Here is a 26,206-nt window from a genome sequence, read left to right as displayed (position 1 = left end):
CCGCCAGACTTCCCCGATCAGCGTGAACCCATGACCCATCGCCCCGCGCCGCTACCGCTTGACGAAGCCCGACGTATCCAGGCACTGGAGAGTCTGCATATTCTGGACAGCCTTCCGGAGCGGGCTTTCGACGACATCGTTGCGCTGGCGTCGACGATTTGCGCCACGCCCATCGCGCTCGTCTCGCTGATCGACCGAGAGCGCCAGTGGTTCAAGGCGTGCGTTGGCCTGCCAGTGCGCGAAACCCACCGCGACCAAGCGTTCTGTGCCCACGCGATTCTTGAGCCCGACCAATTGCTGATCGTCGAGGACGCCACTCAGGATGAACGCTTCACCCACAATCCGTTGGTGCTGGGCGAGCCGTTCATACGGTTCTATGCCGGGGCGCCCATCGTGACGGATCAAGGGTTCGTGTTGGGCACCGTGTGCGTCATCGACAGGATGCCCCGCACACTGGACGCTCGGCAGGTGTCTGCGTTGAAAGCCCTGGCCCGGCAAACCTCGGCGCTGATGCAGTTGCGTGAGTTCAGCCTTTTGAAAGACGAGCAGACCCGCAGCTTGAGTCGCAAGGTTATCGACGCGCTGGGCGATGACCAGCACGTCCATGCCGGACTGCGTCAAAGCCAGCGGATTTCGTCCATCGGTCAGCTCACCAGCGGCATCGCCCATGATTTCAACAATCTGCTGCAGGCGATCAGTGCCAGCCTGCAATTCGTCGAACGCAAGGCGGAAAAACCCGCGGATGTCCGCCGCTGGGCCTCGGTGGGCCTTCAGGCGGTGAGCAAGGGCGCTTCGCTGATCGCACAACTGCTGGCATTCACGCGGGAGGACTCATCGGCGTTAAGGTTGCTGGATGTCAGCGCTCAACTGCGCAACCTCGAAGAGCTGTTCGGCCGTGTCCTGAGTCCGGACGTCAGCCTTCGCTTCGCACTGGAGCCTGCGCCGGCGCTGGTTTTGTGCGATGCCACGCAACTGGAGGCCGCAGTGCTCAATCTGCTGGTCAACGCGCGAGATGCGATGAGCGGTGCGGGCAGCATTCGTGTGGCGACTTCGCTGGTGGCCCTGACCGAGCATGAGTCGTTGGCCGATGGGCTGTACCTGCAATTGACGGTCGAAGATGACGGGCCAGGCATTCCGGAAGCCATCGCCCGGCAGGTCTTCGAACCTTTCTTCACAACCAAACAGGCGGGGAAGGGCACCGGGCTGGGGTTGTCGCAGGTGTCAGCCTTTGCCGCGCAGGCGGGTGGCACCGTTTCCCTCCATTGCGGTATGGCCGGTGGCACCACCGTGACCCTGCTGCTGAGGGTTCGCGATGGCGTGAATGAGTCAATCGTGCAGACGTCCGGGCAAGCCAGCGCCGAAATCCCGGCCAGCCGTGCGAACGTGCTGTTGGTCGACGATGACGCTTCTTTGCGCGAGGTCATGACCCATCTGTTGGTCGACGCAGGTTATTCAGTGGCGTCGGTGTCCAGTGGCTTTGAGGCGATCGAATCCATTCGCCAGCGCGCGCCGGATATCGTGGTCAGCGATTGCGCGATGGGAGATTTCAGCGGGGTGGCGTTGTCTCGGGTGTTGCGGGAAATCAGGCCCGGTCTGCCCATTTTGCTGCTCACCGGCCATGCGGACCTGGAATCGGTGCGCGCTGAATGCCAAGCGGACGCCGTGGTGCTGCACAAGCCCGTGAGTCTGCAATGCCTGGTCGAAGGGATTGAAGCGTTATTGCACTAGCGGTGCGCCGGGTTCGCTCCGCTTGCGCATTGACCTTCGTCAAGCCACTGCGTAGCCTTGCGCACTTGAGGTTCGCCGATCCGCTCTGTCAAGGCGTCGGCGCTAAGAAGGGAATGTGGTACAAGCCACAGCTGCCCCCGCAACTGTAAACGGTCATGTTCATTGCACAGCCACTGCGCGAGCGGGAAGGCGCGATGAATGCGTGATCACTGGCAACCGCCAGCCGATTCGCCACCGTGAGCCAGGAGACCTGCCTCGAACGGACGTCACGTCCACGTATTCTCATTACAACCGGGCGGGGTGATCCGGTGGCGAATCGAACGGCTTGCCTGTCGACTGCGACGGCCTTGCAGTTCTCGTCCTGTTTGCCCGCCGCTGCGCCTGAGGGCAACCATGAAATCACTGGCCAAACTTCCCGTCACCATCGTCACCGGCTTTCTCGGCTCGGGCAAGACCACGCTGCTGCGCCACATGCTCGACAACGCCGAAGGGCGTCGCATCGCGGTGATCGTCAACGAGTTCGGCGAGTTGGGCATCGACGGCGAAATCCTCAAGCAATGCACCATCGGTTGCACCGAGGAAGAGGCCACCGGTCGCGTGTACGAGTTGGCCAACGGTTGCCTGTGCTGCACCGTTCAGGAAGAGTTCTTCCCGGTGATGCAGGAACTGGTCGCCCGTCGCGGCGATCTGGATCACATCCTCATCGAAACCTCCGGTCTGGCCCTGCCAAAGCCGCTGGTTCAAGCCTTCCAGTGGCCGGAAATCCGCAACGCCTGCACCGTCGACGCGGTGATCACGGTGGTCGACAGCCCGGCCGTCGTGGCCGGTACATTCGCAGCTTTCCCGGATCAAGTGGACGCCCAGCGCAAGCTCGACCCAAACCTGGACCACGAGTCGCCATTGCATGAGCTGTTCGCCGACCAACTGGCCAGCGCCGACCTGGTCATCCTCAACAAAGCCGACATGCTGGACGCCGATGCACTGGCTGCTGTGCGTGCCGAGGTCGCGGAAGAACTGCCACCTGCGGTGAAAGTCATCGAGGCCAGCAAAGGGCAGTTGCCGTTGAGCGTATTGCTGGGCCTGGGTGCAGAGTCCGAAGTGCACATCGATGGTCGCAAGACTCATCACGACCATCACGATGGCGATGACCACGACGATCACGATCATGACGCCTTCGATTCGATTTCCATCTCCCTGCCGCAAGCCGACGAAGCCTTGTTGCTTGATGCGCTGACTCAGGCGGTGGTGCAGCACGGCATTTTGCGGGTCAAAGGCTTCGTGGCGATTCCGGGCAAGCCAATGCGCCTGTTGGTGCAAGGCGTCGGCACGCGCTTCGACAAGCACTTCGACCGCGCCTGGAAGGCCGACGAGGCCCGCGAAAGCCGTCTGGTGCTGATCGGCCAGGACCTGGACGCCGCCGTGCTCGAAGCCCAACTGCGCGAAGCCATTCAGGGTTAACCCATGCATTTGCTGCGCACCCAGCCCGGTGGCTTCGTCCCCGACGACAGCATCGCGGACCTCGGTCAGACCCCTGCCGATCTGGTTATTTTGTGCAGCGGTGACTCCCATCTGGCGCTGCTCGCGGAGACCGCGCAGCAGTTGCCGGACGATTACCCCAGTCTGCGCCTGGCCAACCCCATGCAGGTGCAGAACCACGCTTCGGTCGATTTGTACGTCGACGAGGTGCTGCGTCATGCCAAGATCATTCTGATTTCGCTGCACGGCGGGATCGGTTATTGGCGCTACGGCGTGGAGCGCCTGGTGGAACTGGCCGCGCGTGGCATCAAGCTGATTCTGGTGCCCGGTGATGACCGTCCGGACCCTGAACTCAGCGACCTGAGCACCGAACCTGCGCAAGACCGCGAGCGCCTCTGGCATTACCTTCGCCAAGGCGGCAAGCACAACGCCTTGCAGCTTTTCAATTGTCTGGCCAGTCGGTGGCTAGGGCGCGAGTACCCCTGGGGCGAGCCGCAGGCGTTGCCCCGCGTGGCGATCTATCACCCGCGCAAGGGCAATGCATCGCTCAGCGACTGGCAGGTTGAATGGCACGCCAGTCAACCCGTGGCCGCTGTGCTCTTCTATCGCTCGCACTTGCAGGCGGCCAACACCGCGTTCATCGACGTGTTCTGCGAACGACTGATGGCCCAAGGGCTGAATCCGTTACCCATCGCTGTCGCCAGCCTCAAAGAGCCTGCCTGTCTCGATGCCGTGCAGGACTGGATGGATGAGGTCGACTGCGAAATCATCCTGAACACCACCGGTTTTGCCCAGTCGACGCCCGAGGCACCGCATTTACGACCGTTTCGTCGAAATATCCCGGTGATCCAGGCGATCTGTGCCCAGGACAACGAACCGGGCTGGCAGGCCAGCGAACAAGGATTGGGCGCGCGCGACCTGGCGATGCACATCGCGCTGCCCGAGCTGGACGGGCGCATCATCAGTCGGCCGATCAGCTTCAAGGACCTGGCTTGGCGCAGCGAGCGCAGCCAGTCCGACGTGGTGTGCTACCGCGCCCAGCCCGAGCGCATGGATTTCGTCGCCGAGTTGGCGCGGCGCTGGGTGCTGCTGGCGCGCACGGCCAATGCCGACAAGCGTGTGGCGCTGATTCTGGCCAACTACCCGACCCGTGATGGCCGCATCGGCAATGGCGTAGGGCTCGACACCCCGGCGGCGGCCCTGAACATTCTCAGGTCGTTGCAGGATGAGGGCTACCCCGTCGAGGGGCTGCCGGAAAGCGGCACGGCGTTGATTCACGGCTTGCTCGGCGGTGTCACCAATGATCCCGACAGCCTCGATCAACGCCCGTGCCACCAAAGCCTGGCGATGGACGAGTACCTCGCGGCGTTTGACGCGTTGCCAGAAGCCAATCGCAATGCGGTGATCGAGCGCTGGGGTTTGCCGCATAACGATCCAATGTGCCGCAATGGCCGGATGATGATCGCCGGGCTGCGCTTTGGCCTGACCTTCGTCGGCATTCAACCGGCGCGGGGGTATCACGTCGATCACAGCGCGGTGTACCACGACCCGGATCTGGTGCCGCCCCATGGCTATCTGGCGTTCTATTTCTGGCTGCGTCGCTGCTACGGCGCCCATGCGCTGATTCATGTCGGCAAGCACGGCAACCTGGAGTGGCTGCCGGGCAAGGGCGTCGGTTTGTCCGAGCAGTGCTGGCCGGACGCGATCCTTGGCCCGCTGCCGAACGTCTACCCGTTCATCGTCAACGATCCGGGCGAGGGTGCGCAGGCCAAGCGTCGTACGCAGGCGGTGATCATCGATCACTTGATGCCGCCGCTGACTCGGGCCGAAACCTACGGTCCGCTGCGCAATCTGGAGCTGCTGGCCGACGAGTATTACGAGGCGCAGTTGCTGGATCCTCGGCGTGCTCGCGAGCTGCAACGGGACATTCTGGCGTTGGTGCGCGAGACCCACATCGACCGCGAACTGGCGCTGGATGAAAACCTCGACAGCGACACTGACGCGGCGATCTGGTTGCCCCGTCTCGATACCTATTTGTGCGACCTGAAAGAATCGCAGATTCGCGATGGCCTGCACGTATTTGGTGAATCCCCCAGCGGGCGCTTGCGCATCGACACCTTGCTGGCGATTTTGCGGGTGCCCCGAGGGGATGGGCGTGGCGCCAATGCGAGCCTGTTGCGAGCGCTGGCTCAGGCGCTGGCGCTGGATTTCGACCCGCTGGACTGCAATCTGGGCGATCCGTGGCAGGGCGATCAGCCGCAGGTTTTACGCGACGTCAGCGCGGATCCCTGGCGCACGCTGGGGGATGCCCGCGAGCGACTGGAGTTGTACGCCGCTCGTTTGATCGAGCGCGTGCTCGATGGCACGCATGATGTCGATTCCCTTGAAAACGCTGACTTGGCGTTCATCGTCGCGGCCATTAAAGACAGCGTGGCGCCCCGGCTGGACGGTTGTGGACCAGCCGAAATGCAGGGCCTGCTGGATGCATTGAAGGGGCGCTTCGTCCCGGCGGGGCCGAGCGGCGCGCCGAGTCGCGGGCGTCTGGACGTGCTGCCGACGGGGCGCAATTTCTTCTCGGTGGACGTGCGCAACCTGCCGACCATGACCGCCTGGCGCATTGGCTTCCAGTCGGCCAACCTGTTGCTGGAGCGGCACTTGCAGGATCACGGTGATGACCTGCGCCAGCTGGGCCTGTCGGTCTGGGGCACCGCCACCATGCGCACCGGTGGCGATGACATCGCGCAAGCGATGGCGTTGATGGGCGTGCGTCCGGTGTGGGCCACGGGCAGCCAGCGGGTCGACGATTTCGAGATTCTGCCGCTGAGCCTGCTGGACCGGCCCAGGGTCGATGTCACGCTGCGGGTGTCCGGTTTCTTCCGGGATGCCTTCGCCAACCTGATTCTTCTTTTCGACGCCGCTGTACAAGCGGTGGCGGCACTGGATGAACCCGATGACATGAACCCACTGGCCGCCCGCGTGCGTCAGGAGCGCGAGCAATACGCGCGCGAGGGGCTGAGCGCCGAACAAGCGGCCAGACAGGCGGGCTGGCGGATCTTCGGTGCCAAACCGGGGGCGTACGGTGCGGGGGTGCAGGGTGCGATCGACGGACGGTTGTGGCAAAGCCGCGAGGATCTGGCCGAGGTCTACTTGAATTGGGGGGGGTATGCCTATGGCGCCGCGGACGAAGGCACGCCCGCTCGGCGGGACTTCGCCAAGCGTCTAAGCCAGGTGCAGGCCGTGATGCAGAATCAGGACAACCACGAGCACGATCTGCTGGATTCCAACGACTATTACCAGTTTCAGGGCGGCATGCTCGCGGCGGCGGAAAGCCTGGGCCGCGAGAAGGTGGCCAGCTACCATGGCGACCACAGCCAGCCCGACTTACCGAAGGTGCGCAGCCTGAAGGAAGAGCTGAACCGCGTAGTCCGTTCGCGGGCGGCGAATCCGAAGTGGATCGAAGGGGCCAAGCGCCACGGCTATAAAGGCGCGTTCGAAATGGCTGCGACGGTAGACTTTCTGTTTGGCTTCGACGCGACCACCGAGCTGATTGACGATCATCAGTACGCGTTACTGGCCGACGCCTATTTGCTCGACCCTTCAACCCGTGAGTTCATCCAGCATCACAACCCCGAGGCCCTGCGGGACATGACCGAACGTATGCTCGAAGCGCAGCAGCGGGGGTTGTGGCAGGAGCCGGGTGAGTACCGGCAGGCGCTGGAGAACCTGCTGCTGGATATAGAAGAAACATGAGATCGCGCCGCTTCGTTCGATTCTGCCCGCTTAGGCAGAGGCGTACTGCGTGAGCCCAGATTGATGATGCATCAACCGAGTCCAACCATGACCGACACCCCACATTTCCCCCTTGCCGCAGTCGTTGGCGCAGACGCCTTGAAACTCGCGCTGTGCCTGACCGCCATCGACCCGAAGATTGGCGGAGTGCTGATCGAAGGACCGCGTGGCATGGCCAAGTCCACGCTGGCGCGAGGGCTGGCGGATCTGCTGGCCAGCGGGCCGTTCGTCACGCTGCCACTGGGGGCCACCGAAGAACGGCTGGTCGGCACGCTGGATCTGGATGCCGCGCTGGGCGAAGGCCGTGCGCGGTTTTCGCCGGGGGTATTGGCCAAGGCCGATGGCGGCGTGCTGTACGTCGACGAAGTCAACTTGCTGCCGGACCATCTGGTCGACCTGTTGCTGGACGTGGCGGCCAGTGGAGTCAATCAGGTGGAGCGCGACGGTATCTCCCATCGCCATCCGGCGCGTTTCGTGCTGATTGGCACCATGAACCCCGAAGAAGGCGAACTGCGTCCGCAGTTGCTGGACCGTTTCGGACTGAACGTGGCGTTGAGCGGGCAAACGTTGCCGCATGAACGTGGCCAGATCATTCGCCGTCGGCTGGATTTCGACGCGGCCCCCGAGGCGTTCTGTCAGCAGTGGGCGGGCGAGCAGCAGGCCTTGAAGGCCCGTTGCGAGACCGCACGGGGGGCGTTGTCGGGTATTGCGCTGGATGACACGAGCCTGGCGATCATCACTGAGCGCTGCTTTGCGGCGGGTGTCGACGGTCTGCGAGCGGATCTGGTGTGGCTGCGGGCTGCACGCGCCCATGCCGCGTGGCGCGGAGCGTCGGCCATTGCCCTTGACGATATCGATGCGGTGGCCGAATTCGCCCTGCGTCACCGCCGTCGTGAGCAGGCGCCCCAGCCACCCGCGTCGTCGCCTGCGCAGAGCCCGTCAGCGTCACCGGCCTCATCGTCGGCGCCGGGCGAGGGCCATTGGGGAGAGATGCCTGCGCAGGCCGTAAGTACGGGCGTTCGTCGCGAAGTGCCGGTCTGGCCAAAAAAGCCCTAGGCATCCGCCCCCGCCAGCCGAAGGAGGCGGATGCCAGCCCCCGACCGGGCAGACTCCGCGGCGGTAAAAGTGGTGCGTGCCGTTCTGGCGTCGAGGGTGCGATCGCGTGGTTGCCAACGCTGTTGCTCGGTCGCCCGCAGCGTCGTGCCGATCTGGTCCGGCAGCCCCGCACCCGACGTGAGCAGACGCTGTGGCTGGTCATCGTCGATGCATCGGCGTCAACGCGGCGTCATCAGGCGCTCAGTCAGGCGAAAGGGCTGCTGGCGCAGTTGTTCGACGATGCCTATCGTCAGCGTGCCCGATTGGCATTGTTGACGGCCAGTGGCGGCGCAGCGCGTTGGCAACATCAGGGGTTGAAAGCCGGGACGGCCTTGCAGCCTTGGCTGGAAGCGTTGGGTGCTGGTGGGGGAACACCGTTGTTCGAGGCCATCGAACAGGCCAGTCAGTGGCTGGGCAAACGTCGCACGCGATATCCCGGTGAGACGCAGCGCGTGGTGATCGTCACCGATGGCCGGGTCAGGGAGGTTCCCTCCCTCGAACCGATGGGCAGCCTCAGCGTGGTGATCGACATCGAGCGGGGGCCGATCAGGCTGGGCAGGGCGTTGCAGGTTGCCAATCAGCTCAAGGCCGAGTACCGGCACATCGACGACCTGCTCTGACGACGCGTCCCGGCCGGGTGCAGGGACGACGCGTCGAGGCAGAGGGCAACTCAGGCAGGCATGGTCCAGGGTTCCAGACGGTAGCCTTCGTCACTGATTTCAGCCCGGGCCTGTTCCAGCGCATGAGCCAGTTGCTTCGGATCGGAGTAGGCGCTGCTCGGGATCTGTTTGCGGCCAATACGCGTGCTGGTGCGATCGACCACGGTCAGGCTCAGTTCGCCATTGCCATCCTGTGGGGACCATGCCACGCACTGGAAGGGTTCGAAGGCGTGACCGGCGATCAGCAAAGCATCGTTAAAGCGCAAAGGGGCGTTCATGGAATGTCCTCAAGTGCCCGTATCAATTCAATCCCCGTCGGCGGGCTTCCCGAGCGGTTGGATACGTGTACTGATGACCTGCGCCGGGGGATAAGTCACAAGAGATTTCAACTTTTTTCAATTTATTTACATCTTCGCTGCCTTTCGTGACACGCCATGACTGCACTGTTGCGGCGCAAATACGTGTTACAGCGCTGATTCATCCGCTTGATTCCCTCTTTAATGCGTTTTTGGCAGGTCTAAGCACGTTTCGATCTTAGGCTTATAGTGAAACGGTCCAAGCGCGTGTCAAATATTTGCTAATGTAACAACCAGAGTCGCCAAGACACTGTTTCTAAAACTATTTTCCCTGCGAAATACTCTTCGAATCCTGGCGCCAAGGAACTCCATATGCATGAACTGGCATCGATCCGTCGCCTGTTAATTGTCGAACCGTGCGAAGAATGTCTGCGTTTGATTCCCGGCCTGCGCATCGCGGGCTGGGAGGTCGACAGCTGCGCGCTGGACGTTGCAGTGTCTCATTCCTGTGACGTTGGTTTGATTCGTCTGATGCCTCAGCATTTTGAGCAGCCGCAACTCATCAAGGATTTGATCACTCGCAGCAACACCGAATGGATCGCCGTGCTGACCGTTGAGGATCTGCGCCGGGAGCTGATCGGGGATTTCGTCTGTGAGTGGTTTTTCGATTTTCACACCTTGCCGTTCGACGTCGCCCGCGTGCAGGTCACCTTGGGTCGGGCGTACGGCATGGCGCGACTGCGCGCTCAAGGGGCCAGTTATGGCAACGGGCCTGAACACGAGATGCTGGGCGAGAGCCGACCCATTCGTGAATTGCGCCGCTTGTTGACCAAGCTGGCGCCCACGGAGTCTCCGGTGCTGATCCGGGGTGAAACAGGCACCGGCAAGGAGCTGGTGGCGCGCACTCTGCACCAGCAATCCCAACGGCGGAACCAACCGTTCGTGTCGATCAATTGCAGTGCCATCCCGGAGCAGCAATTGCAGGCCGAGCTGTTTGGTTACGATGACGACAGCCTCAATGATGCCCAGCCACGCAAGCCCGGGCGCATCGAGGCCGCCAACGGGGGCACGCTGTTCCTCGACGAAATCGGTGACCTGCCGCTGGACGTCCAGGCCAACTTGCTGCGTTTCCTTCAGGACCGGCACGTCGAAACGGCGCAGGGGCGAGTGCCCGTGGATGTGCGCATTCTGGCTGCGACCCATATCGACCTGGAGTCGGCCATTCGCAAAAAGCGTTTTCGCGAGGACCTGTACTACCGCCTCAATGTGCTGCAAGTGGGAACCGCTCCATTGCGCGAGCGGCACGGTGATCTGGCGTTGCTGGCCAATCATTTCGCGCATTTCTACAGCCAGGAAACCGGGCGTCGTCCGCGCAATTTCAGTCAGGATGCACTGGTGGCCATGGGCAAGCATGACTGGCCGGGTAACGTGCGCGAGCTGGAAAATCGCGTGCGCCGTGGTCTGGTACTGGCCGAAGGCAGGCAAATCGAGGCGTTCGATCTGGGGTTGTTGGGCGAAGAAGAGATCAGCTCCAGCATGGGCACGCTGGATGAGTACAAGTGCCGCGCCGAGCGTCAGGCGCTGTGCGATGTGTTGACTCGGCACAGTGACAATCTCAGTGTCGCGGCCAAGGTACTGGGTATTTCACGGCCGACGTTCTATCGGTTGTTGCACAAGCATCAGATACGCTAGTCGTCTTATGCGGGTTTTTCCGTGCGCCGAATGTTCCAGTTGAGCGCGTATCTCTGTGGGAGCCGGCTTGCTGGCGGAAGGGGCTGTCATTCAACGATTGGCTAACTGATCTTCCGGATTCGCCAGCAAGCCGGCTCCCCCAAGAGCAATCATGAGGTTGTGTGGCTAGCCAACAACCGCGCCACCGCCTCAAATGCCCGGACCCTGCGGTAGCTCCAGTTTCCGTCGATCACTTCAAAGACCTGATGATGCCGTTGCAGCCAGTTCCGGCTGGCGTTGAAGAATGCTTGACGTTCGGCCAGCAAGGGCTGGCATCGCTGGCCATCACTAACCCAGTCGACCCCGTCCGGCGAGAGCAGGAGATGCAGGTCGTAATGGCGGGCGAGCAGTTCGGTTTCCAGCCACGGCGGGCAGTCGGTGAACAGCGTCTGGCTCCACAGGATGTTGCTCAGCAGATGAGTATCGAGAATCAGCAGTTCGGGGGCATGGGACCTGCCTTCGTCTTCCCATGCCAGTTGACCCCGTGCAATGACCGGAATGTCGGCATAGCAGGTATCGCGTTGTTCCTGATCCATGAAATGCCGGACGTATTCGCTCACCAGTTCGCCGCCGAAGCGCGTTTGAATCTGCTCGGCCAGCCAGCTCTTGCCGCTGGATTCGGGGCCTGCCAACACCAGAATTTTCATGTGGGATCAGCGCGCCAGTGCCGGGTCTGCACGCCAGTCACGCCAGCCTTGCACGGCCAGCAGCGTGAACAATGCATACAAGGCCGCTGTCAGGTACAGGGCTTTATAAAGGAAGAGCCCCACGAAGATGACGTCCAGCACAATCCACAGCGGCCAGCACTGCACGCGTTTCTGTGCCATCCACACCTGTGCGACGAGGCTGAAGCCGGTCAGGGCGGCATCGAGCCACGGTTGTGCAGCGTCGGTGAAATGGGCCATGGCTGCCCCCAACGCCAGGCTGACGATGGCGCCGATTACCAGGCTCAGCGCCAGAGCGCCACCCTTCAACGAGGTGACCTGGCGTCCGTCGACGACCTCGCCACGGCGTGTCCATTGCCACCAGCCATACAATTGCAACACCGCATAGACAACCTGCAGCAGCATGTCCGAGTAGAGTTTTACGTCAAAGAAGATCCAGGTGTAGAGCAACACCATCACCAGCCCGATCGGCCAGCACCACGGGTTCTGCTTGACCGTCAGCCAGACGGCAATCACACCGAGTGCAGCGGCGAACAGTTCGAGGCCGGACATGAAAACTCCTGTGAAGGGATACGTATTGGGGCGGCGATTGTATGCGGTTTATGCACGGTTGTGGCGAGAGGATTCGAGGACGGGCGCAGACCTGCCAGCGGCGAATGTGGCCGCACTGAGGGGCGCGAAGGTCAAAGACAGCGAGGCCGGGGCCGTGCTAGAGCGTTCGTTGTGACGGTCTGGTAGGATCGCCGCCCTTGCGTGCTACTGCACGTCGTCTTGACTGTTCATGCGTTTTTTACATCCAACGGTTTATCGTGCGCCGAACAGTGCTCGAAACATATCAAGAGAGCCTTGCCATGAGCGGGTTCCATTTGGGGGAATGATGGATCTTTGGACCGCCGCACAGGCGTTGATACTGGGTATCGTCGAGGGTTTGACGGAGTTTTTGCCGATTTCCAGCACCGGACACCAGATCATTGTGGCCGACCTCATCGGCTTTGGTGGTGAACGGGCGATGGCGTTCAACATCATCATTCAGTTGGGTGCGATCCTGGCGGTGATGTGGGAGTTCCGGAACAAGATCCTCAGCGTCACCACTGGACTGACGACCCAGCCCCAGGCCCGGCGCTTTACCCTGAACCTGATCATCGGGGTTTTGCCTGCGGTGGTGTTGGGGGTGATGTTTTCCGATCTGATTCACCAATACCTGTTCAATCCGATCACGGTTGCAGCGGCGTTGGTCATTGGCGGTTTCATCATGCTGTGGGCCGAGCGCCGTGAGCACGAGATTCATGCCGAAACCGTCGATGAAATGACCTGGCGCGATGCGCTGAAGGTTGGCTTCGCCCAATGCCTGGCGATGATTCCCGGCACTTCGCGCTCTGGCTCGACCATCATCGGCGGCTTGCTGTTCGGCCTGTCGCGCAAGGCGGCCACCGAATTTTCGTTCTTTCTCGCGATGCCGACGATGGTCGCCGCGTCCGTCTATTCGGGCTACAAATACCGCGATCTGTTTCAGCCGGGGGACTTCCCGGTGTTTGCAGTGGGGTTCATCACCTCATTCATCTTCGCGATGATTGCGGTGCGCGGCCTGCTTAAATTCATCGCTACCCACAGCTACGCCGTGTTCGCCTGGTACCGTATTGCCTTCGGCCTGCTGATTCTGGCCACTTGGTGCTTCGGTTGGGTCGACTGGTCCAGCGTGCAGGCCTGAGGCGATGAATCAACGTTTCAACCATAGCCCTGACCGCAAGGGCAGTGCCCAAAGCCGCAGCGAGAAAACCTCGGTGCGGTTTCTCAAATTCAAGCTGGCGGTGCTGATCGTGCTGTGCGCCTTGCCGGTGTACGGCGTCATCGCTTATGCGCTGCGCGGCGGCTCATGGCTGGCGCTGACGGTGTACCCGGTGATGAGCCTGCTCGCATTCGGGCTGTACGGCCACGATAAGAAGCAGGCGCGTTTGCAGGGGGCGCGTACGCCCGAAAAGCTGCTGCACGGGCTGGAAGTATTGGGTGGCTGGCCCGGCGCGCTGTTGGCGCAACAAGTGTTTCGCCACAAGACCCGCAAAGTGTCCTATCAACTGATGTTCTGGCTGATCGTGTCATTGCACGAGTTGTATTGGCTGGACCGGGTGCTGTTGGGCGGCAACTTTCTCGCGCGGCACTTCTATTAAGGCGTGTCTGAAGATGCGCCTGTGTTAAATCGAGGGTGCGCTCATAACTTGAGCGCCACCTGACGGATTTTAGGCAGTTTGCTCACCACCAGTTGATGCGAGCGGGTCAGCAGGCCGCGCAACTCTTCGTCCCCCATGGCGAAGGGCACGCTGAGGGTAATCCAGTGTGCCCGCGCCAGATACGGGGCAGGGCGTATGCCGGGGCGGTCGACGTAACCGAGAAACAGCTCTGGCCCCACCTTGAATGACAGGTCATTGCCCGCCAGACCCATGACGGCGAACATCTTGGTCTCGCAGATGGAAAACACTCGCACACCACCCCATTTGTAATCTTCCCTTGCTCCCGGCAGCGCCAGACAAAACCGCGCTACGTCCTCGATATCCATACGGCATCCTGTTGAATAAGGTTCAGCTGGTGGAGACGTTTTAACAGAAACCTGACGTTGTCGCTTGTCCGGCCCGCTGTGTTGCTCTGCTGCCCTCATTTGAATGGCACAGCCCGGTATTTTTCCTTCGAAGCTTCTGCTATACACCCGGATGAGCCAACTGATGTCGTGTGTAGGGGGCGCTACAGAGTAGGAATTCCGGAGACAGGCGATGCCTCTGACACGACGCGATATTCTTCTCGGCGGCGCAGCGCTGGGCCTGCCATGGGCGGCAGAGACCGCTGTCGGTTTGAGCTGGCGAGGCGCGCAATGGGTGAATCTTTTACCGCAGGCGGGTGCCGCGGAACTGGCACTCCCTGACGCGGCTTTCGATTACATCCTTGAGCGAGGGCGTTGGTCGGCGACTGCCGATGACGATACGCAGGGCGAGTCCCTTGATGCCGGGTTCGTCAAAGACCTGATGCTCGCCTTTCGCGACCATCCTCAAGACCGGAACGCGCAACTCGGTTTGGGCCTGCTGGCCTTGACGTTGGGGGTCGCACAGTGGGGGATCGACAACCCGCAGGGCCTGCCTGACGATCCGGCGCGCAGCGACTGGAAGGCCCAGACCAGCGCAAACACGGGCAAGCACCTGATGAGCTATGGGGTCGGTGGCGTAGGGATCGCGCACATCGATAACGATGAACTGTTTGCATTCATGGCCTATGTACTGAACAGCGGTCTGGTGCCCACTGAGCACAAGGCTGCGTTTCAGCGCCTGACCGATCGGGCGCTGTATCCGGGGAACGATAGCATTTATGGCCAATTGCGTGCGGCGGGCCTCTGTGCGCCGATGGCAATCAATGTCGATCTGGAAGGGGCACCCTTCAAACACTTCAACAACTCGCACAATGTCGGTTATTGCGAGAAATACCGTAACCCGTTGCTGACCTCGCTGGACTGGCAGACCTTCAGGACCTGGATTCGCGTCGCGTTGCGCAACAAGGCTGGCCAGCGCTGGCTGTTCGCCTCCTGGTTACAGACTTACTGGGAAAAAAGCCTGGCCGTCGTGCCTGCGGGTGAGGGCATGGCGGAAGAGCTGTTGATCAACGTGCGGCTTCGCAATTCCTTGCCTGCCTGCGCCGACCGGGCCGCCCAGGCTGTCGTCACCGACAGTGAAGGGCGGATCCGGCGCGAGCTGGACGCGTACGCCAAATGCGCACCCAGTGCCTACGAGCGTCGTGTCGCCCTGATGCTGCGCTCAGTGGTGCTGTATCGGCACTTTACCGGGGCTGCGCCGCTGGATCTCTCCAATGTGTCGCTATCCTCTTCCTAGAGCGGGCGGTCACCGCATTGGTTGAACGCGTGTTCCAGATGTTCCAGCCATGCCCTGACGGCGGGCAATACGCCACGCCGATGAGGGTAAACGGCCTGCAGCCAGGCGGGCGGGCAGTGCCAGTCCGGCAACAGCTGTACTAGCGTGCCGTTTGCCAGCTCGCTTTCGCAGTACATCATGGGCAGCACGGTAAATCCCAGGCCGGCCAGCGCGGCGTGCTTGCGCATGCCGAAATCCTCGACCCCCAGCCGTGCAGGCATGGCCAGTTCAAAGCGTTGTCCGTTGTTGTTATACAGGCGGGTTCGCGCTAAACGGTCCGGGTCCAGCGCGCCGAGGAAGGGCAGCGTGGTCAAGTCCCGCGGATGCTTCAAATCAAGCGTCGCGGCGAAGTCCGGAGAGGCCACCACTTCGGTACGGGCCTCACGCAAGCGTCGGGTGATCAGGTTGGGTTCTTCGTCTTCCGCCTCCCGTACCCGCAATGCGACATCGATGCCTTCGTTGATCAGGTCGACGCGGCGGTTCACCAGCAGCAGATCCAGCTCGACCTGCGGGTATTTCAGCAGAAACTCGCTCACCAGCGGGGTCAGAAACTGGCTGGCCAGGCCGACGGGGCTGCTGACGCGCAACGGGCCACGAGGCACGCTGGCGGCGCTGGCCACCATCTCGTCTGCCAGATCCGCCTCCAGCAGCATGGCTTGGCAGTGGCGCAAATAGCGCTCGCCGAGGCTCGTGAGTTGGAGCTTGCGCGTAGTACGTTGCAGCAGTCGCGTGTCAAGGCGCTCTTCTAGCTCCGCGATACGCCGGGACAGCCGGGATTTGGGAATGCCCAGCAGACGCCCTGCTGCAGCGAATCCGCCGGATTCGACCACTTTGGCGAAATAAAACAGGTCATTGAGGTTTCGAGGGTCGCCATTCGACACGGGTCAGGATTCCAGAGCGCTGTGACGTCAATATAGGGGGGCTCGCCATTATGGACAAAAAGCGGTGCTAGCGTGAGCAGCGTGCGATCCAAGCGCTTCGTGCGCATTTCCGCGCAGATTCTCAATGTTTCGCGGGGAGGTTTCTATAACAAGATGATCCGTCTGGGCATCGATGCCCATGCATTGCGATGAGGTGTCATGGCTGCGCAGACTGGATTGTCCTGCTGATAGGACAAAGCATCGCATTTTTGCCGACTAATCAGTTATTGGTTGGAACGGTAGGATGATCCCCATCTGATCGCCCTGTGGCGATTCTCACTTGGGAAGCACGTTATGAAACTTTTGCACATCGACTCCAGCATTCTCGGCGACCACTCTGCTTCGCGCCAACTGAGCCGCAGCGTGGTTCAGTCTTTCGTCGCCACCCAACCGGGCACCGAAGTGGTTTACCGCGACCTGGCGAGCGATGCGCTGAGCCACTTCTCCGGCGCCACTCTGGCCGCCGCTGGCACCCCGGCTGAAGGCCGCGATGCTGCACAGACACTGGAAGTGGAAACCAACGAAGCCACCCTGCAAGAGTTTCTGTCCTCGGACGTGGTGGTGATCGGCGCGCCGATGTACAACTTCACCATTCCAAGCCAGTTGAAAGCCTGGATCGACCGCATCACCGTTGCTGGCCGCACTTTCCGCTACACCGAAGCCGGTCCTGAAGGCCTGTGCAAAGGCAAGAAGGTGATCATCGTTTCCACCGCCGGTGGCTTGCATCAGGGCCAACCGACCAGCGTCGGCCACGAAGACCTGCTCAAAGTGCTGTTCGGTTTCATCGGCGTGACCGATCTGCAATTCGTATTCGCCCACGGCCTGGCCTACGGTGACGAGCCTCGCACCAACGCGATGAGTGCCGCGAAAAAGCACATTGAAGAAACCCTGTTCGCCTGAGCCGAACGGGCGCACCTGCCAGCCGTTGAGTGGCGTGAGCAGTAGCGATCCGTGACACCGAAAGCCCCGTCACCCAAGGCCTTGCGCCGAAAGGTGACGGGGCTTTCGTGCTTTCCGGGGCATTGATTCACACGTGTTCAGTCAGCCGACAGGCTTTGCGGTTACTTTGCGCGTAACCTTTGGCGAAGGGCAGTAAAATGGCCGCTGATTCAGCCAGTGTCGCTTGATGCTCGGCCAGTTTTCCCGATGTGTTCGAGTTTGGCCCGTCTTGTGCACTAATGATCTAAGTGGCGCTGTGAATGTTATCGATGAAGGGTTGTCAGATAGCCACAGGCAACGGTTTACAAGGCGTTCAGGCCAATGGGGGCCGAACGGGCAGGCAGGGATCGGAAGGGTGAGGGGCATTGCAATGATGCGTCTTTGTGCAGTGATGATGATTGGCCTGTTAAGCAGCCTGATTTCGGTGCAGGCCAGCGAACGGCAGAACTGGAACGTGGGTTTTCACGAGCTGACGTTCCTCGATCCGCTGGATTCGCGGCCCATGCATGCCTATGCCTTCTATCCTTCCACGGACCCGGACAAGATCACCCGCGTTCAGGGCTACCCGATCGAGGCCACCGAAGATGCAACCGTCGCCATGGGCCGTTTCCCGATGTTGATGCTGTCCCACGGCAACACCGGTACGCCTTTGGCGCAGCATGATATTGCCACTTCCCTCGCTCGTCGCGGCTTCGTTGTCGTGGCGGTGTTCCATCCCGGCGACAACTACCTGGACCACAGCCGTCTCGGCAGCCTGAGCAATCTTTACGGGCGCCCGATGCAGATTTCCGAAGCGATCAGTGCCGCCTTGCTCGATCCGATGCTGTCGCCCTACATCAGTGCCCGGCGCGTCGGTGTGATTGGCTACTCGGCAGGCGGCGAGACCGCGTTGATTCTCGCAGGCGCCAAGCCTGATCTGCAGCGGCTGCGCAACTACTGCCTGCAACGACCACAGGATATCGATGCCTGCAAGACTCAAGGCGAGTTGCTGGCTGACCGGGACGACCTGCATGCGCAAGCAGACCCTCGGGTCGGTGCGCTGATGCTGATGGCGCCGCTAGGCCTGATGTTCGGCCGCCATACCCTGTCAGACATCCATGTGCCGGTGCTGCTCTACAGCGGCGACGGCGATGAAATCCTCGCCATCGACAAGAACGCCGAGGCGCTGGCAAGCAAGCTGCCGGAAGTGACTGACTTCAAATTACTCGCCGGAGCCGGGCACTTCGTGTTCATGGCGCCGTGCGATGACATGCAACGGGCGACCACGCCGGGCTTGTGTACTGACGCCATGGGTGTGGACCGCGAAGACATTCACCGCAACCTCAGCAACGACGCCGTTGAGTTTTTCGGCACCGCGCTGGGCTCTCCAATGAACACCGCAGGCATGCAGACGGCGTTGCATCGCCAGTAAACCGTGCGCTGAATTACCTGCGAATCACCTTGCCCCGCCGCTCGGCAATCTGCCGGGCCTGGCCATCCCGCTGCTTGCCCGTGCGTGCCTCGCTGATCAACGCCGGGATCAGCGGGCCTTCCGGCAGGTTTTTCCAGAACCGTGTCGGCAAATGCCCCTGCATGACCTTGGGATTGAGCCGCGCCGGGTTGAAAATGTGGCTGTAGTAGGTCAGCCACAGTTCGCCATGCGGGTCATCGGCATTGCGGGCCAGCGCTTTCCACGCTTCCGGGCACTGACGTTTGTGAATGAGCTGCTGGCCGTCGTAAAACACGCCATCGTCAGGCGTGGCGATCATCCAGCGATGGCGCCCCAGACGCCCGATAAAATGCTCGCTGGCGGTGCGCAGGATGTGGTGAGCCGGTTCGTGCCACGCGACGTACTCGGGCAGCGTCTGCATGTCCAGCAATGCCGCCTTGACCGCCAGATCTTTGGGGTTGGGGTCGACGGGCAGGGCAATGAAGCGCAGAAAAGCATGCAAGTGGTGGGCTTCGCGGCTGACCTGTTTCAAGCGTCGGTGCAGCTCGCTGCCCAGTTTGTCCCCCGCCAACATGGCCGTGCGGTCACCATGGCTGACCCGCCACAGTACTTCATACAGCAGGCTCCAGCGTTGCGCGCCGCAATACTGAGCGGCGTTTTGCAGCAATTCCAGTAACGCCAGCGGCACGCGCGCCTGGAATGGGCCCATCTGCGCCGGGTATTGATCGTCGTTGTCGAACAAGTCGGCGTCTTCGCGCACACTCCAGCTGACTTGATCCGGGTTGACCTGATGGCTCAGCAGCCATCGGGCCTGTTGCCGCCAGGTGTCAAAAAGGTCATCGCAATCGAGCGTAATCATGCCCACAACGCCATCTGTTGCGGTTGAGGCTTGTCCCGCAGTTGTTCGCGCAGATGCACGCTGGAGGTTTCCGCCTGACGTGGGTGATAGTCGCTGGTGATGATGAACGGTTTGGCTTTGCTCAGTACACAACGCAGGCGGGTCAGGTCTTCATAGCGAATGCGTCGTTGACGACGCAATTCCACCAGCCGTTGCGTGGTGCGAATGCCGATTCCGGGAATGCGCGCGATCATCGCCGGTTCCGCACGGTTAAGATCCAGCGGGAAGGTGTCGCGATGTTCCAGCGCCCAGGCCAGTTTCGGGTCGATGTCCAGCGCCAGATGCCCTGGTCCCGACAGCAGTTCATGGGCGCTGTAGCCATACCCACGCAGCAGAAAGTCCGCCTGATACAACCGATGTTCACGCAGCAACGGCGGCGCGGCCAGCGGCACGCTCTTGGGACTGTTAGGAATGGGGCTGAAGGCCGAGTAATAGACGCGCTTGAGGCGAAAGTCGCCGTACAGCGACTCGGCGGTGTGCAGCAGGGTGCTGTCGTCGGTGTCATCGGCGCCGACGATCATCTGTGTGCTTTGACCGGCCGGGGTGAAGCGCGGTGCTCTTGGCTCGTTGAGCACGGTTTGCTGGCCGGTGTAGATGGTCTTCATCGCCTGTTTGATCGACCCCATTTCTTTCTCTGGGGCCAGCGTTTGCAGGCCGGTCTGGGTGGGCAGTTCGATGTTCACACTTAGCCGGTCGGCATAACGCCCGGCCTCTTCGATCAGCGCCGGATCCGCTTCGGGAATGGTCTTGAGGTGGATATAACCGCGGAATTCATGCTCTTCGCGCAACAGCCTGGCGACTCGGACCAGTTGTTCCATGGTGTAGTCCGCTGAACGAATGATCCCGGAACTGAGAAACAGCCCGCTGACACAATTGCGGCGGTAGAAATCCAGGGTCAGGGTGACCACTTCTTCAGGGCTGAAACGCGCCCGCGGCACGTCGCTGGAGCGGCGGTTGACGCAATACTGGCAGTCGTACAGGCAGAAGTTGGTCAACAGCACCTTGAGCAGCGAAACGCAGCGTCCGTCCGGCGTATAGCTGTGGCAAATACCCATGCCGTTACTGGAGCCAATGCCGGATTTGCCTTCGGAGCTGCGCTTGGGGGCCGCGCTGCTGGCGCAGGAGGCGTCGTACTTGGCCGCGTCGGCGAGGATGCTCAGCTTGTCGATCAGCTGCATGACATTTCTCGATACTGTTTTTATATACAGTATCGAGTTCGGTCGTGATGAACAAGGGCCAATTGAATGGATGACAGCGGCGTTAACTGATCCTCTGAACCAGTTCTCTCAGCTCGCCGTAGTTTTTCACCGGATGAAAATTGGCGTGATCGACGAACTCGGAAAAATCCGTATCGCCATAACCTGCCACCTGAGCACCCGCACTGAGACCCGCCTGAACCCCCGGAATGCTGTCCTCTACCAACAGACACTCATCGGGTTTGAGGCCCAGCAGGTCCGCTGCGTGTTCGATGAGAACAGGAGAGGGCTTCCACGCGTCGACTTCATAGGCGCTGACGATCAGGCCGTGAAACACATCCAGCAAACCCACTGTGCTCAGGCACGTCTCGATCTTGCTGCGTGGGCCGTTGGAGGCCACGCACTTGGGCAGCGACAGCCCTCGAACGAACTCCACCGCACCGGGCATTTCTTCCAGCTTCTCCTGAAGCAACGGCAGCGTGCGAGCCCGAAAACTGTTGACGATCTCGATGTTGGGCAACCACGGGTAGTCGCGGCACAGGCCTTCCATGCACAGCGCAAACTGTACGCCACGAAAGCGTGCCAATACCTCGTCGACGGTCAGCATGACCTGATGTTCTTGCAAAATGTCGCGCAGCAGTCCGGCAGCGAGACGTTCGCTGTCCACCAGAGTGCCGTCGCAGTCAAAAATGACGCCAGCGATGTTCAAACAGGATTCTCCCGTGCTCGTGTTCGGGGCGGTTGGACCGGCATTATCCCGAAAAGTTGGCGGGGAGGGGAGGTTGCTGACCTGTGGTCAGTGCGGTGGACCAGTCACAGATGGACTGAATGACAGATCGTATTCGCCAGCAAGCCGGCTCCCACAGGTCAGGCGTCGAACCTGAGGTCTGGACCCGGCGCTATCGTTGTAGGAGCCGGCTTGCTGGCGAAAGCGATCGGCCAGCCAACACCATCGGCAAGTCAGTCGCAGTCAGCCACAGCCTGAGCGTTCGAGCTTTAAAGTGAAACCGGTGTCACCAACCCACCTTCATCAAAGAACCGACTGACGTTGGCAAACACCAGATCCGCCATCGCCTGACGGGTTTCATGCGTGCCGCTGCCGATGTGCGGCGTCAACACCACATTGTCCAGTCGAGTCAGTTCAGCGGGCACATTCGGCTCGTCTTCAAACACGTCCAGCCCGGCTCCGGCGATTTCCGATTCCAGCAGTGAGGAGACCAGCGCCTGTTCGTCGACCACAGAGCCGCGAGCGACGTTGATCAGATAGCCCTTTGGCCCCAGCGCCTTGAGAACGTCACGGTTGATCAGGTGCTGGGTGTCGGCGCCGCCTGGCACGATGACGATCAGGTAGTCCGACGCCTTGGCCAGTTCGATCAGGTCGCCATAGTGAGTGTAAGAAACGTCGGAATACGCCTGGCCACGACGGTAATAGGCGATGTCCATGTCGAAGGCTGCAACGCGTTTGGCGATGGTTTTGCCGATTTTGCCCAGGCCGACGATGCCGCAGGTCTTGCCGCACAGGTCGTTGCCCAGCGGGAATTTGCCGGTGCCCCATTGTCCGGCGCGGACGAAGCGCTCGGCTTCGCTGATACGGCGGGAGACGCACAGCATCAAGGCCATGGCGGTTTCGGCCACGGCGTTGTTCAGCACGTCGGGGGTATTGCTCAGCTTGATGCCGCGCCGGGCGAGATAGGCGGTGTCGACGGCGTCATAGCCGACGCCGAAGCTGTTGACCACTTGCAGGTTCGGCAGGCGATCCAGTACGGCGTTGTCGGTGCCATAGACGCCGCTGGTGACCACGCCGCGCACGTTAGCGCCATGCTCGGCAGCCCAGGCGGCGATATCCTTGATTTCCCAGCGATTGTGCACGGTGAAGTCGCGATTCAGGTTTTCGGTCAGGGCGGCATGCATCGGGCCCCAGACCAGCACTTCGGCTTTCTTGTCGCTCATTGTTTCCTCCTTGCGGCGCGGCCCTGCCAATCGGACCACGCCTTGATTTCAGCCGCGAATGACGTGTCAGCCGTTCTTGTTTAACACAGGTTGGGCTTCGGAACGCCCGGATTTGAGCAGTTCGGCGATGGCCATGGTCAGCAGGGGCGCGAACAGCGCGAAGTACGAGCTGTCGATGCCGTAAGGGTTACCCGCCAGGAACCAGCCGATGGTGGAGATGACCGACAGAATCACGCCCGCCAGCGCGCCGCGACCGGTGCCGAATTTCGGTGCGTAGAAGCACATCAGCACGATCACTGCGAGGGTGGCGCGCAGCGCCTTGCCGAGGAAGGCAATCAGCAGGATCTTGTCGGCGAACAGCGCCAGAATCAGCGGCAGGAAGCCGATGACGACGATGGCTGTACGGATGAAGATCACCGACTTGCGGTCGTTCTTTTCCTTGTTGAAGAAGGGGTCGTAGAAGTCCTTCAGCACCAGCGTGGCGGAGGCCATGGTGTTGGCCGAGATGCCACCGAATAGCGCGCCGGCCAGGCCGATGACCACAATGCTGGCCGAGAAGGTGGGCATGTGAGCGATCAGCGCAGGGAAGGCGTCGATGGATTTGATGCCGGGGTAAAGATAAGCGCTGGCCATGCCGATCAGGGCCGCCATGATGCCGAACGGGATCATCAGCGACGATACGTAGAAACAGGCGCGTTTGGCCGTCTTGTGGTCCGGGGTGCTTACCAGCGCCTGAATCACGTACTGAGTGGCGAAGATCGAGCCGATGCCGCCGATCATCCAGGCGAAAATCTGGCCCCAGCCCACACCGGTGGTGTCGAACATGTTGGCGGGCAGCTTGGCCTGCATGGCGCCGATGCCGCCCGTGGCGTTCAAGGCGAATGCCAAGGCCAGCACAATGCCGATGTACTTGATCGCCGCGTGCACGAAGTTGGTGTAGACCACCGAACGCATGCCGCCGATGCTGACGTAAAACACCGTGACCACGCCGACCAGCAGGATTGCGACGGTCTTGTCGATGTTCAGTACCGCTGCCAGAACGGCGCCGCCGCTGGCGTACAGCGCGACCGACACAATGCTCAGGGCGCAGATGGTCAGCACTGAGGCCGCATAGCGGGTGCCTTGGCCGTAGTTCTGCGCGAGGATGCCGGAAATCGTGTTCAGGCCGGTCTCACGGTATTTCTTCGCCAGCACCAGCGCGAGCAACAGGAAGCCTAGCGACAGGGCAACCAGGTTCCACGCGGCGGAAATCCCGGCTTCAAAACCTTTCTGCGCCGTGCCGATGCTCACCGAACTGCCGATGAATTCAGACAGCAGCAGGGCGCCGATCAGAAAGGGCGGAAAACTGCGGCCGCCGCTGGTGAAGCCTTCACTACTTTTGGCGTGTTTGCGAACGGCATAACCGATGTACGACATGACAACGAAGTAGCCTGCGGTCAGGCACAGGATGATTGTTATTCTTGGGTCCATGTTCTCTCCGTTCCCGTTACTGGGAGGCGTGAAAGGCTGATTCGGGCAACCGATGCCCGGTCGGCGAGCGGTCGTTGTATGACGACACAAAAAGCTTGGGCGAGGTGTTGCCCGGCGAGATGAGGCCGATGGGCGCGGTCAGTTGCCCGGAGAGAAACCGTGAGAGCGCGGGGCGCAGGCGTTATCAGGCTGGATTGAGGGTGCAGAAGAGAGGGGTGTGTGTCTTTTCATTTTTATTAGAGGCTCGTGATTAATGCTGGTGGGCAACTCAATACGAAGCATTCGTTATACGTCATCGTACAACGCAGTGCAATCGTACGCTTGCGCGCACATGAATCAAGGGCCGCTGGTCAATCCTTCGTATTTCAGGCGGGGCGTGTTGACTTTTCAGGCGCAAAAAAACCGCCGTCATTGCGGACGGCGGTCTGTGAGGCACTGCCTGAGCGGTTACCAGCGACCTTCTCCACGATGGCCCCAACCACGGTCGTAATAGCCATGTGGTGGAGGAGGCGGTGGTGCGTAGTGGCGAGGACGGACCGGCACGTAAGCGACGGGCTGATACACCGGCTGATAACGCGGTTGTGGTCGATAATCCCGATACTCAGGGCGGTGGTGATCGTGGCCCGCGCCGCTGATCACCGTGGCCAATACCGCACCCACTGCGGCCCCGGCGATGACTGGCACAACGACGTCGCGGTCACTGGCTGATGCGGCACCCGCAGCGACCAGGCAACCGGACAGGATCAAGGCTTTTGTCATCTTCGAAATCATGGTGTCTCCTCAGGCGATGTGTTTGGGTTCGCCATGGATCTATGAAACACCGAATCGATGTAAAGAAAGGTCTGCGTTCCGTAAAAGTTGAGTAAAGGGTCAACTTTACAAACGAGGCTTCACAACGCCTTGCGCATGAACACCCGGGCGAACCCATCCTGGGTCGCGCGGTGGGTTTCCTGATAGCCAAGCGTGCCGTCGATCCCGAGGTTCTCGGTCATCACCTCATGGGTGTAACGGCGAATGGCGACTGCTCAGCCTTGCGAAAGGCCTTGGCGTTGGCTTCATCGGTATCGCGCCCCTGTTCGAATGCGTTGCGCACTGCCATGTCCCCCGGTGCCTGCTGCAAGCGCAGCAACCAGTCCAGAGCCTCATCCTGGTGGTGCGCTGCCTGAAAGAAAAGGGTCTGATGACAGGTCCGTCGAGAGGGTGGAGGCGCGGGACTCTATAGTTGTTGATAATTATTATCAATACCGTGTCGATATCGCAGGGTTGCGCGAGCACGGGAAGTTACCCAAACTCCGCGCCCCGGTCCGGCCGCCTTGCCGGACCTTCAGTCAGAGATCGCCGTTGAACGAACACACCTTATCCGCACGCCTGGAGCGCGTCGCCGCGCGCGTCCCTGCGGGGGCGCGCCTTGCCGACATCGGCTCCGACCACGCCTACCTGCCGGTGGCGTTGATGCGTCGTGGGCTGATTGAATTTGCCGTGGCAGGCGAGGTGGCGCTGACGCCGTTCAATGCAGCACTGCGCACGGTTCGCGAAAACAGCTTTGAAACGTCAATCGTTGTGCGCCATGCCGACGGTCTGACGGCCATCGAGCCGCGTGATCGCATCGACGCGATCACGATGTGCGGCATGGGCGGCGAGACTATTCGCGACATTCTCAACCGTGGGCGAGAGCGTTTGAGCGGGCAGGAAGCGTTGATTTTTCAGGCCAACGGAGGTGAGCCGCCGTTGCGCCAATGGCTGATGGATCAGGGGTATCGGATTGTCCATGAGGAGGTGCTGCACGAGCACCGTTTCGACTACGACCTCATCGTTGCCGAACGTTCGGGGCCTGTGACCTACAGTGCCGAGGAACTGTACTTCGGCCCGCTGCTTCTGAAGTCTCGCAGCCCGGCGTTTTTGCTCAAATGGCAGCGCCTGCTCAAGCGCAGGCAGCAGACGCTGGAGGATTTCGCCCGCGCCCGTCAGCCGGTGCCGCCAGACAAGGTGCGGGCGATTGTCCAAGAAGCCGAATCGATCAGTGCCATGCTGGGCGCTGCTGCTCGATAAGGCCAAACGGC

Annotated in this window: 24 protein-coding genes, 2 pseudogenes and 1 riboswitch; of the genes and pseudogenes, 13 read left to right on the top strand and 13 right to left on the bottom strand. The window is 61.2% G+C overall.

Annotated features, from left to right (window positions below; all coding sequences use genetic code 11):
* Nucleotides 1-30: 30 nt before the first annotated feature.
* The 6 genes and pseudogenes from ACI2KB_RS23095 to ACI2KB_RS23070 form a co-directional block, all read left to right on the top strand.
* Nucleotides 31-1,323 (top strand): annotated as a pseudogene (locus ACI2KB_RS23095) (ATP-binding protein); the annotation flags it as partial.
* Nucleotides 1,318-1,728 carry a response regulator gene (locus ACI2KB_RS23090; protein WP_404638385.1) on the top strand — a complete coding sequence of 137 codons (411 nt, stop codon included), beginning with the start codon at nucleotides 1,318-1,320 and terminating at the stop codon, nucleotides 1,726-1,728. The pseudogene ACI2KB_RS23095 and the gene ACI2KB_RS23090, both read left to right, overlap by 6 nt.
* Before the next feature lie 51 nt (nucleotides 1,729-1,779).
* Nucleotides 1,780-2,001: riboswitch (cobalamin riboswitch) on the top strand.
* Between the two features lie 120 nt (nucleotides 2,002-2,121).
* Complete coding sequence (gene cobW, locus ACI2KB_RS23085) at nucleotides 2,122-3,186, top strand: cobalamin biosynthesis protein CobW (RefSeq protein WP_404638309.1); 1,065 nt, start codon at nucleotides 2,122-2,124, stop codon at nucleotides 3,184-3,186.
* A gap of 3 nt (nucleotides 3,187-3,189) precedes the next feature.
* Nucleotides 3,190-6,954, top strand: coding sequence for a cobaltochelatase subunit CobN (gene cobN / locus ACI2KB_RS23080; RefSeq protein ID WP_404638307.1), 3,765 nt, complete (start codon nucleotides 3,190-3,192; stop codon nucleotides 6,952-6,954).
* Between the two features lie 87 nt (nucleotides 6,955-7,041).
* A complete protein-coding gene (locus ACI2KB_RS23075; RefSeq protein WP_404638305.1) occupies nucleotides 7,042-8,049 on the top strand; it encodes an ATP-binding protein in 1,008 nt (335 codons plus the stop codon).
* Between the two features lie 110 nt (nucleotides 8,050-8,159).
* Nucleotides 8,160-8,708: a VWA domain-containing protein gene (locus ACI2KB_RS23070; RefSeq protein WP_404638303.1), complete on the top strand. Its 549-nt coding sequence runs from the start codon at nucleotides 8,160-8,162 to the stop codon at nucleotides 8,706-8,708.
* A gap of 50 nt (nucleotides 8,709-8,758) precedes the next feature.
* Here ACI2KB_RS23070 and ACI2KB_RS23065 read toward each other — a convergent pair whose 3' ends face one another.
* Nucleotides 8,759-9,025, bottom strand: a complete 267-nt coding sequence (locus ACI2KB_RS23065) for a hypothetical protein (protein WP_404638301.1) — start codon at nucleotides 9,023-9,025, stop codon at nucleotides 8,759-8,761.
* Nucleotides 9,026-9,415: 390 nt separating this feature from the next.
* Here ACI2KB_RS23065 and ACI2KB_RS23060 point away from each other — a divergent pair, with 390 nt between their 5' ends.
* Nucleotides 9,416-10,735 carry a sigma 54-interacting transcriptional regulator gene (locus tag ACI2KB_RS23060; protein ID WP_404638299.1) on the top strand — a complete coding sequence of 440 codons (1,320 nt, stop codon included), beginning with the start codon at nucleotides 9,416-9,418 and terminating at the stop codon, nucleotides 10,733-10,735.
* Between the two features lie 149 nt (nucleotides 10,736-10,884).
* Here the strand turns inward: ACI2KB_RS23060 and ACI2KB_RS23055 are convergent, their stop codons facing one another.
* Nucleotides 10,885-11,421, bottom strand: coding sequence for an AAA family ATPase (locus ACI2KB_RS23055; protein WP_404638297.1), 537 nt, complete (start codon nucleotides 11,419-11,421; stop codon nucleotides 10,885-10,887).
* 6 nt (nucleotides 11,422-11,427) lie between these two features.
* Entirely contained in the window at nucleotides 11,428-11,991 is a 564-nt protein-coding gene (pnuC, locus tag ACI2KB_RS23050; protein WP_404638295.1) for a nicotinamide riboside transporter PnuC, read from the bottom strand.
* 325 nt (nucleotides 11,992-12,316) lie between these two features.
* On the opposite strand from pnuC, the gene ACI2KB_RS23045 reads away from it, so the two are divergent.
* Both ACI2KB_RS23045 and ACI2KB_RS23040 read left to right on the top strand, forming a co-directional pair.
* Nucleotides 12,317-13,147, top strand: coding sequence for an undecaprenyl-diphosphate phosphatase (locus tag ACI2KB_RS23045; protein ID WP_404638293.1), 831 nt, complete (start codon nucleotides 12,317-12,319; stop codon nucleotides 13,145-13,147).
* A 4-nt stretch (nucleotides 13,148-13,151) separates the two neighbouring features.
* On the top strand, nucleotides 13,152-13,604 hold the full coding sequence (locus ACI2KB_RS23040; RefSeq protein ID WP_404638291.1) for a DUF1294 domain-containing protein: 453 nt from the start codon (nucleotides 13,152-13,154) through the stop codon (nucleotides 13,602-13,604).
* Nucleotides 13,605-13,645: 41 nt separating this feature from the next.
* On the opposite strand, the gene ACI2KB_RS23035 is transcribed toward ACI2KB_RS23040, so the two are convergent.
* Nucleotides 13,646-13,990: an MmcQ/YjbR family DNA-binding protein gene (locus ACI2KB_RS23035; RefSeq protein ID WP_404638289.1), complete on the bottom strand. Its 345-nt coding sequence runs from the start codon at nucleotides 13,988-13,990 to the stop codon at nucleotides 13,646-13,648.
* 211 nt (nucleotides 13,991-14,201) lie between these two features.
* Here ACI2KB_RS23035 and ACI2KB_RS23030 point away from each other — a divergent pair, with 211 nt between their 5' ends.
* A complete protein-coding gene (locus ACI2KB_RS23030; RefSeq protein ID WP_404638287.1) occupies nucleotides 14,202-15,305 on the top strand; it encodes a hypothetical protein in 1,104 nt (367 codons plus the stop codon).
* Here ACI2KB_RS23030 and ACI2KB_RS23025 read toward each other — a convergent pair.
* Nucleotides 15,302-16,225: a LysR substrate-binding domain-containing protein gene (locus ACI2KB_RS23025; protein ID WP_404638285.1), complete on the bottom strand. Its 924-nt coding sequence runs from the start codon at nucleotides 16,223-16,225 to the stop codon at nucleotides 15,302-15,304. The two genes, ACI2KB_RS23030 and ACI2KB_RS23025, sit on opposite strands and share 4 nt — an antisense overlap.
* 333 nt (nucleotides 16,226-16,558) lie before the next feature.
* Here ACI2KB_RS23025 and ACI2KB_RS23020 point away from each other — a divergent pair, with 333 nt between their 5' ends.
* Nucleotides 16,559-17,164, top strand: a complete 606-nt coding sequence (locus ACI2KB_RS23020; RefSeq protein ID WP_404638283.1) for an FMN-dependent NADH-azoreductase — start codon at nucleotides 16,559-16,561, stop codon at nucleotides 17,162-17,164.
* Between the two features lie 409 nt (nucleotides 17,165-17,573).
* On the top strand, nucleotides 17,574-18,614 hold the full coding sequence (locus tag ACI2KB_RS23015; RefSeq protein WP_404638281.1) for an alpha/beta hydrolase family protein: 1,041 nt from the start codon (nucleotides 17,574-17,576) through the stop codon (nucleotides 18,612-18,614).
* A gap of 13 nt (nucleotides 18,615-18,627) precedes the next feature.
* Here the strand turns inward: ACI2KB_RS23015 and ACI2KB_RS23010 are convergent, their stop codons facing one another.
* The 8 genes and pseudogenes from ACI2KB_RS23010 to ACI2KB_RS22975 all read right to left on the bottom strand — a co-directional run bounded on the left by ACI2KB_RS23010 (nucleotide 18,628) and on the right by ACI2KB_RS22975 (nucleotide 25,284).
* Complete coding sequence (locus ACI2KB_RS23010) at nucleotides 18,628-19,491, bottom strand: TIGR03915 family putative DNA repair protein (protein WP_404638279.1); 864 nt, start codon at nucleotides 19,489-19,491, stop codon at nucleotides 18,628-18,630.
* Nucleotides 19,488-20,708, bottom strand: coding sequence for a putative DNA modification/repair radical SAM protein (locus ACI2KB_RS23005; protein WP_404638277.1), 1,221 nt, complete (start codon nucleotides 20,706-20,708; stop codon nucleotides 19,488-19,490). Before ACI2KB_RS23005 ends, ACI2KB_RS23010 begins: the two co-directional genes overlap by 4 nt.
* An 82-nt stretch (nucleotides 20,709-20,790) precedes the next feature.
* Complete coding sequence (locus tag ACI2KB_RS23000) at nucleotides 20,791-21,435, bottom strand: HAD family hydrolase (protein ID WP_404638275.1); 645 nt, start codon at nucleotides 21,433-21,435, stop codon at nucleotides 20,791-20,793.
* A gap of 287 nt (nucleotides 21,436-21,722) precedes the next feature.
* On the bottom strand, nucleotides 21,723-22,676 hold the full coding sequence (locus ACI2KB_RS22995) for a 2-hydroxyacid dehydrogenase (RefSeq protein ID WP_404638273.1): 954 nt from the start codon (nucleotides 22,674-22,676) through the stop codon (nucleotides 21,723-21,725).
* 66 nt (nucleotides 22,677-22,742) lie between these two features.
* Complete coding sequence (locus tag ACI2KB_RS22990) at nucleotides 22,743-24,146, bottom strand: sodium:solute symporter family protein (protein ID WP_404638271.1); 1,404 nt, start codon at nucleotides 24,144-24,146, stop codon at nucleotides 22,743-22,745.
* Between the two features lie 447 nt (nucleotides 24,147-24,593).
* Nucleotides 24,594-24,917 (bottom strand): hypothetical protein, encoded by a 324-nt coding sequence (locus ACI2KB_RS22985; protein ID WP_404638269.1) that lies wholly within the window; start codon nucleotides 24,915-24,917, stop codon nucleotides 24,594-24,596.
* A 119-nt stretch (nucleotides 24,918-25,036) separates the two neighbouring features.
* A pseudogene (locus ACI2KB_RS22980) lies at nucleotides 25,037-25,165 on the bottom strand (GNAT family N-acetyltransferase); the annotation flags it as partial.
* On the bottom strand, nucleotides 25,138-25,284 hold the full coding sequence (locus tag ACI2KB_RS22975; protein WP_404638383.1) for a FecR/PupR family sigma factor regulator: 147 nt from the start codon (nucleotides 25,282-25,284) through the stop codon (nucleotides 25,138-25,140). The pseudogene ACI2KB_RS22980 and the gene ACI2KB_RS22975, both read right to left, overlap by 28 nt.
* Before the next feature lie 203 nt (nucleotides 25,285-25,487).
* Between ACI2KB_RS22975 and ACI2KB_RS22970 the strand changes: the two genes are divergently transcribed.
* Nucleotides 25,488-26,195, top strand: coding sequence for a tRNA (adenine(22)-N(1))-methyltransferase (locus ACI2KB_RS22970; protein ID WP_404638267.1), 708 nt, complete (start codon nucleotides 25,488-25,490; stop codon nucleotides 26,193-26,195).
* Nucleotides 26,196-26,206 lie beyond the last annotated feature (11 nt).

This window comes from Pseudomonas sp. NPDC088444 (assembly GCF_044900175.1).
Lineage (GTDB): Bacteria > Pseudomonadota > Gammaproteobacteria > Pseudomonadales > Pseudomonadaceae > Aquipseudomonas.
Note: the sequence above shows the minus strand (reverse complement) of the source record. Positions and strands in the feature narration are given on the sequence as shown.

Bases quoted from the DNA above. Each gene is read 5' to 3' on its own strand.
- cobW (WP_404638309.1), top strand. From the start codon at position 2,122: ATGAAATCACTGGCCAAACTTCCCGTCACCATCGTCACCGGCTTTCTC.
- cobN (WP_404638307.1), top strand. From the start codon at position 3,190: ATGCATTTGCTGCGCACCCAGCCCGGTGGCTTCGTCCCCGACGACAGC.
- ACI2KB_RS23075 (WP_404638305.1), top strand. From the start codon at position 7,042: ATGACCGACACCCCACATTTCCCCCTTGCCGCAGTCGTTGGCGCAGAC.
- ACI2KB_RS23065 (WP_404638301.1), bottom strand. From the start codon at position 9,025: ATGAACGCCCCTTTGCGCTTTAACGATGCTTTGCTGATCGCCGGTCAC.
- ACI2KB_RS23060 (WP_404638299.1), top strand. From the start codon at position 9,416: ATGCATGAACTGGCATCGATCCGTCGCCTGTTAATTGTCGAACCGTGC.
- ACI2KB_RS23055 (WP_404638297.1), bottom strand. From the start codon at position 11,421: ATGAAAATTCTGGTGTTGGCAGGCCCCGAATCCAGCGGCAAGAGCTGG.
- pnuC (WP_404638295.1), bottom strand. From the start codon at position 11,991: ATGTCCGGCCTCGAACTGTTCGCCGCTGCACTCGGTGTGATTGCCGTC.
- ACI2KB_RS23045 (WP_404638293.1), top strand. From the start codon at position 12,317: ATGGATCTTTGGACCGCCGCACAGGCGTTGATACTGGGTATCGTCGAG.
- ACI2KB_RS23040 (WP_404638291.1), top strand. From the start codon at position 13,152: ATGAATCAACGTTTCAACCATAGCCCTGACCGCAAGGGCAGTGCCCAA.
- ACI2KB_RS23035 (WP_404638289.1), bottom strand. From the start codon at position 13,990: ATGGATATCGAGGACGTAGCGCGGTTTTGTCTGGCGCTGCCGGGAGCA.
- ACI2KB_RS23030 (WP_404638287.1), top strand. From the start codon at position 14,202: ATGCCTCTGACACGACGCGATATTCTTCTCGGCGGCGCAGCGCTGGGC.
- ACI2KB_RS23020 (WP_404638283.1), top strand. From the start codon at position 16,559: ATGAAACTTTTGCACATCGACTCCAGCATTCTCGGCGACCACTCTGCT.
- ACI2KB_RS23015 (WP_404638281.1), top strand. From the start codon at position 17,574: ATGATGCGTCTTTGTGCAGTGATGATGATTGGCCTGTTAAGCAGCCTG.
- ACI2KB_RS23010 (WP_404638279.1), bottom strand. From the start codon at position 19,491: ATGATTACGCTCGATTGCGATGACCTTTTTGACACCTGGCGGCAACAG.
- ACI2KB_RS23005 (WP_404638277.1), bottom strand. From the start codon at position 20,708: ATGCAGCTGATCGACAAGCTGAGCATCCTCGCCGACGCGGCCAAGTAC.
- ACI2KB_RS22995 (WP_404638273.1), bottom strand. From the start codon at position 22,676: ATGAGCGACAAGAAAGCCGAAGTGCTGGTCTGGGGCCCGATGCATGCC.
- ACI2KB_RS22990 (WP_404638271.1), bottom strand. From the start codon at position 24,146: ATGGACCCAAGAATAACAATCATCCTGTGCCTGACCGCAGGCTACTTC.
- ACI2KB_RS22985 (WP_404638269.1), bottom strand. From the start codon at position 24,917: ATGATTTCGAAGATGACAAAAGCCTTGATCCTGTCCGGTTGCCTGGTC.